At 62.7% G+C, this 14,924-nt stretch carries 14 protein-coding genes; 4 read left to right on the forward strand and 10 right to left on the reverse strand.

Annotated features, from left to right (window positions below; genetic code table 11):
• Nucleotides 1–47: 47 nt before the first annotated feature.
• A complete protein-coding gene (locus ACFJIU_RS19470) occupies nucleotides 48–1,055 on the reverse strand; it encodes an ABC transporter permease (protein WP_379073167.1) in 1,008 nt (335 codons plus the stop codon).
• A gap of 72 nt (nucleotides 1,056–1,127) precedes the next feature.
• Nucleotides 1,128–2,762, reverse strand: a complete 1,635-nt coding sequence (locus tag ACFJIU_RS19475; RefSeq protein ID WP_379073168.1) for an ABC transporter substrate-binding protein — start codon at nucleotides 2,760–2,762, stop codon at nucleotides 1,128–1,130.
• Between the two features lie 371 nt (nucleotides 2,763–3,133).
• On the opposite strand from ACFJIU_RS19475, the gene ACFJIU_RS19480 reads away from it, so the two are divergent.
• Both ACFJIU_RS19480 and ACFJIU_RS19485 read left to right on the forward strand, forming a co-directional pair.
• A complete protein-coding gene (locus ACFJIU_RS19480; protein ID WP_379062635.1) occupies nucleotides 3,134–3,991 on the forward strand; it encodes a MurR/RpiR family transcriptional regulator in 858 nt (285 codons plus the stop codon).
• 37 nt (nucleotides 3,992–4,028) lie between these two features.
• Nucleotides 4,029–4,823 carry a TetR/AcrR family transcriptional regulator gene (locus ACFJIU_RS19485; protein WP_379062637.1) on the forward strand — a complete coding sequence of 265 codons (795 nt, stop codon included), beginning with the start codon at nucleotides 4,029–4,031 and terminating at the stop codon, nucleotides 4,821–4,823.
• A 5-nt stretch (nucleotides 4,824–4,828) separates the two neighbouring features.
• Here the strand turns inward: ACFJIU_RS19485 and ACFJIU_RS19490 are convergent, their stop codons facing one another.
• From ACFJIU_RS19490 to ACFJIU_RS19515, 6 genes are all read right to left on the reverse strand, one after another.
• Complete coding sequence (locus ACFJIU_RS19490; protein WP_379062639.1) at nucleotides 4,829–5,695, reverse strand: carbohydrate ABC transporter permease; 867 nt, start codon at nucleotides 5,693–5,695, stop codon at nucleotides 4,829–4,831.
• Entirely contained in the window at nucleotides 5,692–6,588 is an 897-nt protein-coding gene (locus ACFJIU_RS19495; protein ID WP_379062641.1) for a carbohydrate ABC transporter permease, read from the reverse strand. The genes ACFJIU_RS19490 and ACFJIU_RS19495 overlap by 4 nt, the downstream gene beginning before the upstream one ends.
• The gene (locus ACFJIU_RS19500; RefSeq protein ID WP_379062643.1) at nucleotides 6,585–7,703 is read right to left on the reverse strand and encodes an ABC transporter ATP-binding protein; all 1,119 of its coding nucleotides are present in this window, start codon (nucleotides 7,701–7,703) and stop codon (nucleotides 6,585–6,587) included. Before ACFJIU_RS19500 ends, ACFJIU_RS19495 begins: the two co-directional genes overlap by 4 nt.
• A gap of 72 nt (nucleotides 7,704–7,775) precedes the next feature.
• Nucleotides 7,776–9,035, reverse strand: coding sequence for an ABC transporter substrate-binding protein (locus tag ACFJIU_RS19505; protein ID WP_379073169.1), 1,260 nt, complete (start codon nucleotides 9,033–9,035; stop codon nucleotides 7,776–7,778).
• A 48-nt stretch (nucleotides 9,036–9,083) separates the two neighbouring features.
• Nucleotides 9,084–10,025, reverse strand: coding sequence for a carbohydrate kinase family protein (locus ACFJIU_RS19510; protein WP_379062645.1), 942 nt, complete (start codon nucleotides 10,023–10,025; stop codon nucleotides 9,084–9,086).
• Complete coding sequence (locus tag ACFJIU_RS19515) at nucleotides 10,025–11,407, reverse strand: 6-phospho-beta-glucosidase (RefSeq protein ID WP_379062647.1); 1,383 nt, start codon at nucleotides 11,405–11,407, stop codon at nucleotides 10,025–10,027. The genes ACFJIU_RS19510 and ACFJIU_RS19515 overlap by 1 nt, the downstream gene beginning before the upstream one ends.
• Nucleotides 11,408–11,569: 162 nt before the next feature.
• On the opposite strand from ACFJIU_RS19515, the gene ACFJIU_RS19520 reads away from it, so the two are divergent.
• Entirely contained in the window at nucleotides 11,570–12,316 is a 747-nt protein-coding gene (locus ACFJIU_RS19520) for a GntR family transcriptional regulator (RefSeq protein WP_379062649.1), read from the forward strand.
• A 16-nt stretch (nucleotides 12,317–12,332) separates the two neighbouring features.
• Here ACFJIU_RS19520 and ACFJIU_RS19525 read toward each other — a convergent pair whose 3' ends face one another.
• Nucleotides 12,333–13,145 (reverse strand): SDR family NAD(P)-dependent oxidoreductase, encoded by an 813-nt coding sequence (locus ACFJIU_RS19525; RefSeq protein WP_379062651.1) that lies wholly within the window; start codon nucleotides 13,143–13,145, stop codon nucleotides 12,333–12,335.
• A gap of 11 nt (nucleotides 13,146–13,156) precedes the next feature.
• Nucleotides 13,157–13,999, reverse strand: a complete 843-nt coding sequence (locus ACFJIU_RS19530; protein WP_379062653.1) for an NAD-dependent epimerase/dehydratase family protein — start codon at nucleotides 13,997–13,999, stop codon at nucleotides 13,157–13,159.
• A 250-nt stretch (nucleotides 14,000–14,249) separates the two neighbouring features.
• On the opposite strand from ACFJIU_RS19530, the gene ACFJIU_RS19535 reads away from it, so the two are divergent.
• Nucleotides 14,250–14,894, forward strand: coding sequence for a cysteine hydrolase family protein (locus ACFJIU_RS19535; protein WP_379062655.1), 645 nt, complete (start codon nucleotides 14,250–14,252; stop codon nucleotides 14,892–14,894).
• Nucleotides 14,895–14,924: the final 30 nt, after the last annotated feature.

The following is a 14,924-nucleotide window of genomic DNA, read 5'->3' on the forward strand; positions in this document are numbered from 1 at the left end:
TCGCGGGCCGAAATCAGGGATTGCGATGTTGGCAGTGGCCAGACGGCTCACTGCTGCTTGGTTCTTGGATCGAGCAGCCGGTAGAGCTGGTCCGAGATCAGGTTGATGGCGATGAACACCGAGCCGATGACGACGGTGCCGCCAAGCACCGCGTTCATGTCGGCGTTCTGCAGTGAATTGGTGATGTAGAGGCCGATGCCCGGCCAGGAGAACACCGTCTCCGTCAGCACCGACCCCTCAAGCAATCCGGCGTAGGAAAGCGCGATCACCGTCACCAGCGGCACGGCCGCGTTGCGCAGCGCATGCCCCCAGATGATACGCGTTTCCGAGACGCCCTTGGCACGCGCCGCAATGACATATTCCTGGGACAGCTCGTTCAGCATGAACGAGCGCGTCAGGCCGCTGATATAGGCAAGCGAGAAATAGCCGAGCAGCGAAGCCGGCAGGAAGATGTGGCGCATGACATCCCAGAACACATCCCACTGCCCCTGCATGGCCGAATCCAGCAGGTAAAAGCCGGTGGTCGGGGTGAAGGAATATTCGTAGGCGATGTCGAGACGGCCAGGGAACGCGGCCCAGCGCAGCTTGGCGTAGAACAGCACCAGCGACAGCAGGCCGAGCCAGAAGATCGGCACCGAATAGCCGATCAGGCCGATGACGCGCACAATCTGGTCGACAAGGCTGCCGCGCCTGACCGCAGCCAGCACGCCGAGCGGAATGCCGATGAACGCGCCGATGAGCGTGCCGATCGTTGCCAGCTCGATGGTGGCAGGGAAGACACGGCGGATATCGTCCATGACCGCATTGGAGGTCAGCACGGACCTGCCAAAGTCTCCGGAAAGCACGCCCTTGATGTAGATGTAGAACTGCTGGATCAACGGCAGGTCGAGCCCCAGTTCGCGCCGCGTGCGCTCGACGACGCTGGCGGGTGCCCGGTCGCCGACGATCGCCAGCGCAGGATCGATCGGGATGACCCGGCCGATGAAGAAGGTGACCGCCAGCAGGCCCAGATAAGTCATGATGGCGATGACCAGGAAGCGGACGACAGGCGCCAGAAGCGCAAACGCACGGGTGCCATCAGCCTCGGCTTGCGCTCCGGCTGCACTCAAGCCACGGGTTTCCACCGGTTATTCCTTTGTGATGGTGCCGACGAAGTTGGTGTCGAAGCTGGGCCCCAGCTTGAAACCCTTGACGGCGTTGCGCACGCCGGCGACCTCGGTCTGCTCGTAGATGATCGCGAACGGGCTCTTCTCCAGCACTTCCTTCTGCAGGTGCCGGTACATCTCGATACGCTTGGCCGGATCACTTTCCAGCAAGGCGGCTTCCGTCTCCTTGCTCAGTTCCGGCACATCCCAGGCGTTGCGCCAGGCCAGCGTCTGGTTGCTGCTGTCATCGGCATTGTTGGGATTGGACGCGAAAGTCTGGGCGTTGGAGTTGGGATCGAAATAATCCTGCCCCCACTGGCCGATATAGATGTCGTGATTGCGGGCGCGGTATTTGGTCAGCGTCTGCTTGTCGTCGCCGGGGATGATCTCGATCTTGATGCCGGCTTCGGCCGCCGTCTGCTGGATGGCTTCGGCGATGCCGGTCACCGGCTGGCTGTTGCGCACATCCATCGTGACGGAAAACCCGTCCTTCAGGCCGGCCTTCTCCAGCAGTTCCTTCGCCTTGGCCACGTCGAGCCTGTAAGGTTTGTCTTCGATCGAACCGAGCACCCCGGTCGGCAGGAAGGTCTGGTGGACATTGCCGATACCCTTGATGAGGGTGTCGCCGATGGCACCGTAGTCGATCAGATATTTGAACGCCTGCCGCACTTCCGGCTTGGCCAGCTTCTCATTCTTCTGGTTGAGACTGATGTAATACACCGTGCCTTTCGGCGCGCTGGCGAGCGAGATCTCGCCGTGCCTGGCCACCGCATCGAGATCGTTCGGCTCCAGGTTGCGGGCGACATCGATGTCACCGGCTTCGAGCGCCAGCCGCTGGGCGGAGCTTTCCTTCATGTGGCGGTAGATGACGCGTGCGAGCTTTGCCTTCTCGCCCCAGTAATTGTCGTTGCGATCCATGACGACCGCCTCGCTGGCCCGCCATTCGCGCAGCTTGAACTGACCGGAGCCCGCCGAATGCGTCTTCAGCCAGTCATTGCCGAAATCATTGTCGTATTTGTAGTCGTCGCCTGGCGTCATCGCCTTGGCGTTTTCGGACACCAGCTTCTTGTCGACCACCGCTCCCACGCCCGCCGCCAGGCAGTTCAACACGAAGCTCGGCGCATAGGGCTTGTCGACCGTGAAAACGAAGGTATCCGGGCCGGTCGCCCTGGCCTTCTCGGCCACATTGTCGCCGGTCAGGCCGAACTGGCCAAGGATGAAGGCCGGACTCTTGTCGAGTTTGATCACACGCTCGAACGAATAGGCGACATCCTCGGCGGTGAGCGGATTGCCAGAAGCGAATTTCAGGCCGGGCTTCAGCTTGAAAGTATAGGTGAGCCTGTCGTCGGAGATGGTCCAGCTTTCCGCCAGATCGCTCGTCACCTTGGTGGTGTCGGCAAGGTCGAAGCGCACAAGCAGGTCGTAGATGTTGGCATTGACCTCGGCAGTCGACAGTTCGAACGCCTCGCCGGGATCCATGGTGATGATCTCGTCGAGGGCATAGGCTTCGACCAGCGTATCGGCAGGCGTTGCCGCGAAGGCCGGGGCCACGCCGATCAGCAGTGCGGACACTGCCGCGCCTACGAACAGGCGGCGAAAGGCGATCTTTTCCATCATCATCATGCTCTCTCCCTTGACGGCCAGGGTTCCCCACCCCGGTTCGATGTCCGTTTGTGCCGGGCCTCCAACCCGGCGGGCACACCTTCAGCGAAGGCTGCACACCAGCAGCCGGATCGATGTCGGAGGCCTCTTGCCCTGAACTTTTTTGTTCAGTGGACAATAAACATTATGTATATACTTTTCCCGGTGTCAATCGTGCTTTTTGCGGTTGAGACAGAGCCGGTTCTTGCCGTATGCGCGTGATTGTGCCCTGTGATGCCTGGGGCGGCTTACGCCCTGCCCTCTGGTAAGATGACGTTATTTTGACAGAAAAAGAACGTCAAGCATCATTATGTTAGAAATATTTCAAAACTGCGATGCAGGATGAAATGACTGAATCCGTTCGCCAGCGACTGACCGAAAGCCTCACCACCGCCACCAGCGCAAACAAGGCGCTTGCCAGCTACATGCTGGCGAACCTCGGCGGCCTGCCCTTCGAGACCTCAGCGACACTGGCCGCCAAGGTCGGTGTGAGCGAACCGACAGTGGGACGCTTTTGCCGCTTGCTCGGCTATGCGCATTTCAAGGAACTGAAGGAGGATCTGAGGGACGGCATCGGCGACAAGCCCTGGCTGGCCGGCGAGCGCCTCAAGGAATTCCGTGAGCGCAGCCACAAGGGCGATGCGCTCGCCCGCAGCCTCGATCTCGAGATCGCCGCACTGCTCAGGATCTACGAGATCGCCAAGACCCCTGAATGGGAGCGAGCGGTCGAACGCCTGGCAACGGTACCCCAGCTCTTTGTCGCCGGCTTCCAGACCGAGCGCGGCATGGCGCAATATTTCGCCACCCAGATGCAATATCTGCGGCCCGGGGTTCAGCTCGCCGACGTCGCCGGCGGCAATTTCAGCGAGATCCTGCTGGCCACGCCGAAGTCGACTGCACTGGTGCTTTTCGAGGCACGTCGCTATTCCCGGCTGACATTCCTGCTGGCGCAGGAAGCGCATCAGGCTGGAATACCGATCACGCTGATCACCGATGCCTTTTGCGACTGGGGTCGTGATCTGGCCGATGAGATGTTCGTGGTGCCGACCGAGTTCGGCATGTTCTGGGATTCGACCGCGCACATGGCCAGCCTTGGCAATCTGCTGATCAACGGCGTCTTCAACGAACTGGATGCATCCGTGGAAGAGCGCATGAACAGAGTCGCCGCCTTGCATGGGAAATTCATCGGCTTTACCGGCGACTGACCGGGACAAAGCGTAGGTGTCGAAACAGCAGGAGAGAATGAGCGGTTTGCCGAAGAACTCCACTGCGCCATCACCAGGCGGTAAAGACAGCACGGCCCGGAAGCCGGCATCGGAAAAACGTTATGTCGGCCGCGCCGCCGCCATCGGCCTGACCAGGCAACGTGTCGTCGAGGCAGCGATCGCCCTGATCGACGACGAGGGCCTGACCGGCTTCTCCGTCCGCGCGCTCGCTCGCCGTCTCAATGTCTATCCGGCCGCGCTCTACTGGCATGTCGGCGGCGACAAGACCAACCTGCTGGCCGAGATCTCGGGCTCGCTGATCGCCAGCCTGATGCGGCCCGACGACCTGCCCGACGACTGGCGCGACACCATCCGCATCCTGTTCCGGCGCTTTCGTGCCAGCGTCCACCAGCATCCGCGCGCCGCGCCCTTGCTGGGCCCGCATATCCGCTCCAATGGTGCGCCTAACGCGCCCTGGGTCGAGGTCATCCTGAAGGCGCTGACACAGGCCGGTTTCGAGGGCCAATCGCTGATCGACGCCTTCAACGCCGTGGTCGGTGCGCTGGAAGGCTACATCACCATGGAACTGGCGGCCGATGGCGCGACGGAAGGTTCCGAATGGGTTCAGGCTTTCGATGCCGGTCTCGATACGCTCGAAGCATCGCGCTTTCCATTGGTCAGGCAGCACCTGCCGCAGATGTACAACCGCTCCTTCGTCATGCGCTGGAAGAGCGGCGATGTCGCCCCGCTCACCGAGGGCTACGACTTCCTGGTCGAGACCCTCATCCTCGGTCTGGAAGCCCAGGCCCGCGCGAAGCCGGACCTCCCCTAAACCCGCTATCCCTTGACGGCGCCGGCAGTCAGCCCTGCGACGATCTTGCGCTGGAAGAACAGCACCAGCACGATCAGCGGCAAGGTCACGGTGACCGACGCGGCCATGATCGGCCCGAACGGATATTCGTAGCGTGAGTTGCCGGCCAGCAATCCGATCGCCACCGGCACTGTGCGGCTTCCTTCGGTCAAGGTGAAGGTGAGCGCGAACAGGAACTCGTTCCAGGCGAGGATGAAGGCGAGCAGCCCCGTGCTGACCAGCGCCGGTCCCATCAGCGGCAGCAGGATGCTGGTGAGGATGCGCCAGTGCGAGCAGCCGTCCATGATCGCCGCCTCCTCCAGCTCGCGCGGAAACTCGCGGATGAAGCTGGTCAGCACCCAGGTGGTGAAGGGCAGCGTGAAGATGAGGTAGGCGAAGACCAGCGACCAGACACGGTTGTAGAGGCCGAACCAGCGGATCAGTTCGAACATGCCCGACAGCACCACCACCTGTGGGAAGATCGAGATCATCAGCACGGTCAAAAGCAGCGAACGCCGCTCCGGGAAGTTGAGACGGCCGAGCGCATAGGCGGCCAGTGTCCCCAGGCCCAGCGACAGCGCCGTCGTCGAGATGGCGACGCAGAGCGAGTTGAAGATCGAGGTGGCGAAGTTGGCGTCGCGGAACAGTTCCTTGTAGTGCCTGAAATCCAGCGCCGGCAGCAGCACCGAATTGTAGAGTTCCGCGCCCTGCTTGGTCGAGGAGACGATCGCCCAGTAATAGGGGAACAGCACGTAGAACAGCAGCAGCGCGGTGACGCAGCCGAGGGCAAGCTGGCGCACGCGGCGCATGGCCCTGTAGTAGGCGGCCGAGCGCCGTTTGATGCGCGTGCTCATCGTTCAGCCGCTCCCGAGCGATCGAGCCGCATCGCACCGACGATGAAGATCGCCACGAAGGCGATCAGCAGGAACACCATGGTCGAGGCGGCCGAGCCGACACCGAGTTCCTGGTTGTTGATCAGCCGGTCGCGCGCATAGATCGACATCGTCATGGCGTTGACGTTGGCGCCGGCCAGCACATAGGCGAGGTCGAACATGCGCAGGGCATCAAGCACGCGAAACAGCACCGCGACGCCGATGGTCGGCGCCAGCAGCGGCAAGATGATCGACCACAGCCGCTTCCACCACGGAATGCCGTCGACCTCCGCCGCCTCGAAGATCTCCTCGGGCAGGATCTGCAGACCGGCCAGGATCAACAGCACCATGAACGGCGTCGTCATCCAGACGTCGATGAAGATGACGACACCGAGCAGCAGCGAGCCGTTCGCCACCCAGGCAACACCGTGATCGGCGAGACCCAGCCCGACGATCGCACGGTTGACCACGCCGAACTGGTCGTTGAGCATCCATTCCCAGATCTTGGTGGAGACGACCACCGGCATCGCCCACGGCACCAGGATCGCCGCACGCACCAGTCCGCGTCCGGGAATGGCGCCATGCACCAGAAGCGCGATCGCCAGCCCGAGCACGGTCTCGATGGCGACCGAGATCGTGGTGAAGACTGCGGTGTTGCGGACTGCCCGCCACCAGACCGGATCGCTGGCAACCTCGACGAAATTGTCGAAACCGACCAGGACGTGATTGGCGCTGTCGTCGAGATAGGCATCAGTCAGGGAAAAATAGAGCGTGCGCGCCAGCGGCCAGCCTGCCACCAGGATCAGGACGGCGATCAGGGGGGCGACGAACAGCAGCCCCGACCGATGCTCGCGCCGTTCGAGCCTCGTCTTCACGCCCGCACCTCATTGGCCGCGGCCGAGCGCTCATGGCTCATGGAATGGTCGAGCCGGCGGCCATCCGTGTCGAACAGGAAGAGATCTTCGAAGCGCCAGTCCAGGTCGACGGATGTACCGAGCGCCGTCCTGCCCAACGAATTCGGCAATCTGACGGACCATGCAATGTCCGGTGCGATGCGCACATAAGCGAGATGTTCGTGACCGAGGTCTTCCAGCCGTTCGAGCGTGCCTCTGACCTTGCCTTGTCCCTGGGCGGCAATTGACACGGCCTCGGGCCGAATGCCGATTTCGGCCGGCCTTCCAGGACTGGACAGCGCGACATCCAGCGACAGGTTTCCCGGTCCCTGCACGCTGCAACCGGCATCGGAAGCGCTTGCCGAGACCGCCATGAAGTTCATGCGCGGGCTGCCGATGAAGCCGGCGACGAAGCGGTTCTGCGGCGCATGATAGAGTTGCTGCGGCGTGCCGATCTGCTCGATGCGCCCTTTGTTCAGGACGACGATGCGGTCGGCCAGCGTCATCGCCTCGACCTGGTCATGGGTGACATAGATCATCGTCGCCGCCAGGTTGGCGTGCAGCTTGGCGATCTCCATGCGCATTTCCATGCGCAGGTCGGAATCGAGGTTGGACAGCGGTTCGTCGAACAGGAACACCTCGGGCTGGCGCACCAGCGCGCGGCCGATCGCCACCCGCTGGCGCTGTCCGCCGGAGAGTTCGCGTGGGCGCCGCGACAACAGATGATCGATCTTCAGCGTTGCCGCGACTTCCGCCACCTTGGCGTCGATTTCCCGCCGCGACAGGCCGAGCGTCTCCAGCGCGAAGCCTATGTTGCGGGCGATCGTCATGTGCGGGTAGAGCGCATAGCTCTGGAAGACGAAGGCAATGCCGCGTTTCGAGGCGGGGATATCCGTCACCACCTCGCCATCGATGACGACGTCGCCGGCGCCGACCGGCACCAGTCCCGCGATCAGGCGCAGCAAGGTCGACTTGCCGCAACCCGAAGGCCCGACGAAGACGACGAGTTCGCCATCGGCGATTTCGAGATCGACGTCGGTGATGACCGGAACGTGGCCAAATGACTTGGACACTGACCGCAAGGCAACTGATGCCATGGCATCCTCTGGCTGTATCTAAGGCAAATGACTGGTTCCGGCGCCGTCCGACGCCGGAACCAGTCGCGAAAGCTAACGGCTTTCCTTGAGCTTCTCCAGCCGACCGGACAGGTCGGTCAGCGTCTTGTCGACATCCGCGCCATCGGCGATGATCTCGTGGACGGCACGGTAGAAAGCCTGCGAGACGCGGTTGTAACTCGACCCGGTATAGCCGGATGGGCGCGCCACCGAGCCGTCGAAGGCCGCCTGCGCATCGGCAAGGAACGGCAGTTTCGCCAGCACGTCCTTGTCGCTGTAGAGCGACTTCTGCGTCGGGTTGTAGGCGCCTTCGATGGCACGCATCTTCTGCACCTCAGGCCCGACCAGATAGCGCAGCAGCTGGGTCGAAAGCTCGGGCTTGGCCGTGTATTTCGAAATGCCGAGATACATCGGGCCAAGGCAGCCGCTCGACTTCTGGCCATCCGCGCCGACCGGCAGCGCCATCATGCCGACCTTGCCGGCGACCTTGGAACCGTCGGCCTGCGACGTGCCCCAGACATAGGGCCAGTTGCGGTGGAAGACGGCATTGCCCGCTTCGAACACCGCGCGAGAGGTTTCCTCGTCATAGCCAAGCACGCCTTCCGGGCTGATCGTCTTGACCCAGTCCTTGGCGCGCGTCAGTGCCTTCGCGGCCGCCGGGTTGTTGATCGAAACCTTGCCATCCGGCTCGATGATGGTGCCGCCACCGCTGGAGGCTACCCATTCGATGGCGTCGCAGGTCAGGCCCTCGTAACTCTTGCCCTGCCAGGTGAAGCCCCAGAGGTCGGGATTGCCGGCCGCCCGTTCCTTCTCCTGGATGAGCTTGGCCGTTTCGGTCAGTTCGTCCCAGGTCTTCGGCGGCTGCTTGCCGTATTTCTCCAGCAGGTCCTTGCGGTAGTACATCAGCCCGGTATCCATGTACCAGGGCAGCGCCACCAGCCGGCCATCCTGGGTGGTGGCCGCATCGATGGTCGACTGGAAATGCTGCGCCACTTCCTCGGCCGGGACCAACGGCTTGAGGTCCAGCATGTTGCGCTGGAGCATACCGATCCAGATCACGTCGATAAACAGCACGTCGGCATCGGCGGACTGGGCCGCGAGAAGCTGCTGGTAGATTGGAATGGCGTCGTCGAGCAGCGCCGGCATCTTGGTGATCTTCACCTCGTTGCCGGTCTTTTCCTTGAAGCCGGCGGCTGCCTTGGCGCAAAGCTCATACTCGCTGGCGCCGCAGAACATGGAGACGGTGTCCGCCCAGGCGGACGTCGCCGCTGTCGAAAAAAGCATGGCCGCGCCAAGCGCGATGGATCTCATCATCATTGTCTCGTTCCCTCTGTTGTTGTTTCGGATGATGTCGGTGACTGGCTATCGCGCGCGCTTCTCCTTCCCGTCTTGTGAAACACGTGCGAGCAGATCGGCTTCGCGCGGCAGGGCGCGACCTCCATAGTCGGTGGTGGAGAGCGAGCCGCAGATGACGGCGTAGCGGAGCGCCTCCTCGAACGGCGCGCCGCGCAGCACGCCATAGATGAGGCCGGCGTTGAAGGAATCGCCGGCCCCAGTCGTGTCGACGACCTCGACCTTCGGCGCGGGCACGGCATAGCGGCGCCCTTCATGGCTGGCGATGGCGCCATTGGCACCGCACTTGATCACCACCGTCGGTACGTGACGTTCCAGCACGCCGAGCGCGGTCTCGGCATCCGCCGCCCCGGTGAACTGGATGGCTTCGCTCTCGTTGGGCACGAACATGTCCAGTGCCTGCAGGACATCGACAACCCCCTCGGCCTCGATGCCGAAATCGAGATGCTGGCACTCGCCGCAGACCAGAACGCCGTTCCGGCGTGCACCCCTGGTCAGGGCAAGCCGCTCGGCGCTCCTGGAAAACCCCTGGAGCATCAGCACCAGCGGCTGCGCGACCTCGACATCTTCGGCTGTGGGGTCGCGGTCGTGTTCGTCGACATAGCTGATGAAGCCGCGATCCTGCTGAAAGGAAAAAGCGGCGCTGACCCGGCGCAGCGGACCGTCATGCCACTGGAACAGGCCTTCGTCGATGCCTTCGCGCCGCACCTCGTCCAGCACCATGCGGCTGAAGATGTCGGTGCCGAAACCACACCACCAGCCGGCCTTCAGCCCGAGCCGCGTCAGTGCCAGCGCCGTCGTGTAGCTGGCACCCGGCAGGTCGTCGAAACTCCCGGCCCAGATGTCGGTTCCCAGGCGCGGCAATGCTGGCAGGTCGGTGAAGATCAGGTCGTAGTAATATTCCCCCACAACCATGACGTCGTAACGATTGGCCGGCGCGGGTTCCGTCATCAGCGCCACTCGCCGACATAGGCGGCATGCGCCTTGAGATATTCATCCACCAGCGGCTCGGCCCGCGAATAGGACAAGACAAGCGGGTGCGCCGCCAGCGCTTCCACCGCGATGTCGCGGCGGCGCTCGCGTATGGCCGCAACCGCCAGCCGTTCGTAGTGCTTGACGTTCTGGACGAGCTGCGACTGCGCCGCAGGCATCGCACCGATCTTGGTCGGACGCACGCCGTCCCTGTCGATCACGCAGCTCACTTCCACCACGTCGTCGGCGCGCAGGCCGTCAATGGCATCGCCGTTGCGGATGTTGAGCCCGCTATAGCAGGGCACACCGGTCTGCAATGCGTCGACAAGGTTGAGCGCGACACCGGCGTAACCTTCTCCTTCATGGCCGGTCGTTTCTTCCGGCAGGGTGGCATTGCGGTCCGCCTCTTCCATGCTGGGCGCGTCGCCACGGGCATAATGCATGTAGGTGGCGTTGCGGCGCTGCTCATAGGCGAAATAGGCAGACAGCGCCTCATCGGCGTTCTGCGTGACACCGATCTCCTTCAGCCGGGCCATCAGCGAACGGTTGAGATCGCGCACTTCCTCGCCGCGGGTGCGCTTGTCGTTCTGCACGGCGGCAACCGCCTTTTCCGCATAGTAATAATAATAGAGATATTCGTTGATCCAGAGGCGATGACGGCGCACGACCGACGGCGAGAACATGCGCTGCGAAGTCGAGGCCAGGAAATCGTCATCGTCGAGCAGGTCCTGCAGCACTTCCTTGCCGTTCACATAGGCGGCACGCGTGAACGACAGATGGTTCAGGCCGAAGACCTCGGTGCGGACATCGTTCTGAGGCACGTGAAAGCGCGATGCGATGGCTTCCTGCGCGCCGTTGGCGCCGTCACAGATGCCGATGGCGCGATCGAAACCGGCATCCTGCAGGGCCTGCGTGACCAGGCCGGCCGGATTGGTGAAATTGAACAGCCAGGCCTTGGGGCTGACCCGCTGCAGCTGCGCGGCATAGTCGAGAATGACCGGAATGCTGCGTAGTGCCATGGCGAAGCCGCCGGGGCCCGTCGTCTCCTGCCCCAGCACATCATGGGCCAGCGCGATGCGCTCGTCCTTGATGCGGCCTTCCTCGTCGCCGGGACGAACCGTGGTGACGACGTAGGAAGCTCCGTCGAGCGCCCGCTCGGTGTCCGAGGCCGTCGAAATACGCACCCGCGACTGCATGCGCGTGGCGAGTTCGGAACTCAGCGTGCCGAAGACCTCCAGCTTCTCGGCATTGATGTCGTGGAGGCAGATTTCCGTCAGCCCGCTTCGCTCGGCACGCCGCAGGGCCGACCCCACGAACAAGGGCGCGCGCACGCCTCCACCACCGATCAATGTCAGCTTCATCTGTCCCTCATGCTGTGCCGTGACAAGCCAATTAGAACTGGATATAACCAGTAATGTCAATGAACATTTGTTGCTTAAACACAGCCCGGCATGCCAGAAGATTTTCACGATGCCTCGCGCCGGTTCCAGCGATAACGGCATCCGCCCAACCGGAGATCATCGTTGAAGGACGCACGTCCCATCCAGCCAGTCGACCGCAACGATCCGGCACCGCTTTACATGCAGGTTCGACGGCACATCATGAACCTGATCGAGAACGGACGGCAGCCGCTCAATTCAAAACTGTCCTCGGAACGCGAACTGGTGGAACTGCTCGGCGTCAGCCGGATCACCGTGCGCCAGGCGCTGAAAGATCTCGAGCATGACGGCTATATCGCAAGCCATCCCGGCAAGGGCTTCTACGTCACCGGCGGCAAGACCAAGCCTTTCGAGCTCGACCTGCTGAAGAGTTTCACATCGACGGCGATCACCACCAACCGCAAGCCGGGAAGCCGGCTGATCGAAGGCCGGGTCGGCAAGGCCGACCGCGAGATCACCCGGCCGCTGTTCCTGCCGGACGGCGCCGACGTCGTCTATCTACGGCGCCTGCGCTTTCTCGATGATGTACCGGTGACGGTGCAGGAGGACTGGCTGTCGCCGGCGACAGCCCCCGGCCTGCTCGAGCTCGACTGGTCGAGCGGCAACCGCTCGCTCTATGGCGAACTGCGCGAACGCTATTCGGTCGTCCCGGTGCGCGGAGAAACGATCGTCAGCGCGCGGCTGCTGACCAGCGAAGAGGTGGTGCTGCTGCAGGTCGAAGCGCCCGCAGCCGCCCTGGTCATCGACCAGATCGCCTTCGACAGCGAAAACAGGCCGGTGAACCTGTCGGTATCGGTGACGCTGCATCCGCAGGTGCTGTCGCAGGCCTGAGGCAAGCTTTCGAGCCTTATCTGCGCCGGTGGTCCGGAAAGGCGACGGCCTCCGGTGCATTCGCCCAGCTCTGCAAGGTCTGGCCACCATCGATCAACCAATCGACGCCGGTGACATGGCGCGATTCCTCGGCTGCGAGGAATGCGACGGCGGCGGCAACGTCTTCCGGCTGCCCGATCCGGCGCAGCGGAATGCGGTCGGCGAAACGCTGGATGCCTGAAAGATAACCCGCACGATCGGCTGCGGGCACGCCGAGCATCGTCTCGATGACGCCGGGGCAGATCGCATTGACCCGGATGCCGTAAGGTGCGGCATCGAGAGCCGCGACGCGTGTCAGGCCGACCACCCCATGCTTGGTCGACGCATAACCGGCACCTCCGGACAGGACATCCCAACCAGCCATGGACGATCCCATGTTGACGATCGAACCCTCCACGCCGGCTGCAATCATCGCGCGAAGCGAAGACTGGAGCACAAGGAACATGCTGCGCAGATTGACGCGGACAATGGCATCCCAGTCTTCGACCGGAAGTTCATGGACCGGCGCGACCTTGCCGGAGATGCCGGCATTGTTGAAGACGACATCGAGCCTGCCGAAGGCCTCCACGGTTTTCGCAACCGCTCCATCGGCAGCGGCCGCGTCCGAGACGTCCGCTGCGACCGCGATCGCATTGTCGCCGATGGTTGCCGCTGTCGCCAGAGCCCGCTTTTCATCGATGTCGACGATCGCCACCCGGGCGCCTTCTTGCGCAAAACGCAGCGCAGTCGCACTGCCGATTGCGCCGCCGCCCCCGGTCACCAATGCGACCTTGCCTTCGAAACGCTGCATCGCGAACTCCTTCAATTTTCGTAGTCCCGCCAGGAATGCCGCGGTGTGAACCCCAATGTGGCCCGGGCGTGGTCATTGTCTATGACGGAGGTGAAGCCCGGCAGGGCCGGTGAAACCGGCGTGGTCGGGAAAGCCCTGGCAACAAGTGTTTCCGTCGGTTCTTCCGAATAGGTGTCGGCCGCGCTCAGGAAGGTGCGCAGGTGGCCGTCGCCATTCCAGCCAAGAGCCTGCACGAAAGCCTCGGCGGCGTCGCGAGCGTCGAGATAGCTCCACAGATCTCTCGCGGATTCCTCGAGGCGACGGCGTGGCACGACCGCTTCGAGGAAATCGCGTGGCGTCTGGATCCAGGGCATGCGCAGGCTGACCGCTGAAAACGCGCCGCGGCGCACCGCTGCCTCGACAATTTCCTCGCCCAGCCATTTCGACAGGCCATACGCATCCTGCGCACCAATAGGATGGTTCTCGTCGATCGGAAGATATGCGGGCGCCGGGAGGATCTGCGCGAAAGGATAGCCGAGCACGCTGAACGAGGAGGCATAGATGAAACGCTCCGCTCCGTTCAGGACCGCCGCCTCTGTGACGTTGTAGGCCAAAGCCATGTTGGTTGCGAAAACTTCGGAGGCAGCCTTACCCGTCGGGCGCGGAATGGCGGCGATATGCGCGACGGCGTCACAATCACGGATCAACTGAAGTGCGACGCCGAGATCGGTCAGGTCGGCGTCGACATGGGCCCAGCCATGATCCGTCCTCGGTGGAACGGCGTCGATGCCGCGAACATCGTGGCCTGCGGCAACAAAGGCGCCTGCGACGTGGCGACCGAGGAGCCCGCTGGATCCCGTGACGACGATTTTCATGTGATGCCTCCCTCCAGGCTTGGTAGAACCGCACGAATATCATTGATGGTCAAACAATCTAAGCCCCTCATTCCGATAAGTTGTCAATGCATTCTCCCTTCTCCTAAAAAGCTCCAGGATGCGGTAAACGTCGGGTTGCGCTGCACCATTCCGGGCTCGGCCGAAATCGAACCGGCAAGGATTGACTTGGAAACCGCGCGGGTTTTTTGTATGACCACCAACAATCGGCTCACACCGGGGAGGATTGGGCATGGCATTGGATAGTTTCTCGTCGCATCGGCAGGAAGGCGGGATCACCCTCGATCCGGGCCGGACCGCGGTGGTCGTCGTCGACATGATCAACGACTTCTGCAAGCCGGGTGGCGCAATGGTTCTGCCGGGTTGCGAAACCCTGCTTGGACCGCAGTTGCGTATCATTGATACGGCCCGCAAGATCGGCGCGCCGGTTATCTGGGTCCAGGACGCACATCGGCCCGGCCTGCGCCGGGACCGCGAATTCCTCAAGCGATCGCCGCACTGCATCGAGGGCACCTGGGGCGTTGACGTCATCGACGAACTCGGCGCCCGACCTGATGAGATCCATCTCATAAAGCGTCGTTTCTCGGCCTTCTTTCAGACCGATCTCGACCTGACGCTCAAGGACATGATGGTCGACCAGTTGGTCGTCTTCGGGGTCGTCACCAATATCTGCGTGCGCTCCACCGTCCATGACGCATTCTTCAACGGCTATCAGGTCGTGGTCCCAGCCGATTGCTGCGCGGCGACAGGCCCGCGCGAGCAGGAAAGCACGCTCTACGACATTTCGACCCATTTCGGTGTCGTCAGCGATTCCAACACCGTTGTTCGGGCGCTCACGGAAGGCGCCTTCGTGGAAAACGCAAACATCGCAGCCTGAAACGGCACGCGCGATTGAGCCTTCCAGCCG

It is taken from the genome of Mesorhizobium sp. UC74_2 (assembly GCF_042701485.1).
In the GTDB taxonomy this organism is placed as follows: Bacteria; Pseudomonadota; Alphaproteobacteria; order Rhizobiales; family Rhizobiaceae; genus Mesorhizobium.

What these genes read in the sequence shown, in the direction of transcription:
- ACFJIU_RS19480 (WP_379062635.1), top strand. Translation starts at nt 3,134, where the DNA reads ATGACTGAATCCGTTCGCCAGCGACTGACCGAAAGCCTCACCACCGCC.
- ACFJIU_RS19485 (WP_379062637.1), top strand. Translation starts at nt 4,029, where the DNA reads ATGAGCGGTTTGCCGAAGAACTCCACTGCGCCATCACCAGGCGGTAAA.
- ACFJIU_RS19535 (WP_379062655.1), top strand. Translation starts at nt 14,250, where the DNA reads ATGGCATTGGATAGTTTCTCGTCGCATCGGCAGGAAGGCGGGATCACC.
- ACFJIU_RS19530 (WP_379062653.1), bottom strand. Translation starts at nt 13,999, where the DNA reads ATGAAAATCGTCGTCACGGGATCCAGCGGGCTCCTCGGTCGCCACGTC.
- ACFJIU_RS19505 (WP_379073169.1), bottom strand. Translation starts at nt 9,035, where the DNA reads ATGATGAGATCCATCGCGCTTGGCGCGGCCATGCTTTTTTCGACAGCG.
- ACFJIU_RS19475 (WP_379073168.1), bottom strand. Translation starts at nt 2,762, where the DNA reads ATGATGGAAAAGATCGCCTTTCGCCGCCTGTTCGTAGGCGCGGCAGTG.
- ACFJIU_RS19500 (WP_379062643.1), bottom strand. Translation starts at nt 7,703, where the DNA reads ATGGCATCAGTTGCCTTGCGGTCAGTGTCCAAGTCATTTGGCCACGTT.
- ACFJIU_RS19510 (WP_379062645.1), bottom strand. Translation starts at nt 10,025, where the DNA reads ATGACGGAACCCGCGCCGGCCAATCGTTACGACGTCATGGTTGTGGGG.
- ACFJIU_RS19490 (WP_379062639.1), bottom strand. Translation starts at nt 5,695, where the DNA reads ATGAGCACGCGCATCAAACGGCGCTCGGCCGCCTACTACAGGGCCATG.
- ACFJIU_RS19525 (WP_379062651.1), bottom strand. Translation starts at nt 13,145, where the DNA reads ATGCAGCGTTTCGAAGGCAAGGTCGCATTGGTGACCGGGGGCGGCGGC.
- ACFJIU_RS19515 (WP_379062647.1), bottom strand. Translation starts at nt 11,407, where the DNA reads ATGAAGCTGACATTGATCGGTGGTGGAGGCGTGCGCGCGCCCTTGTTC.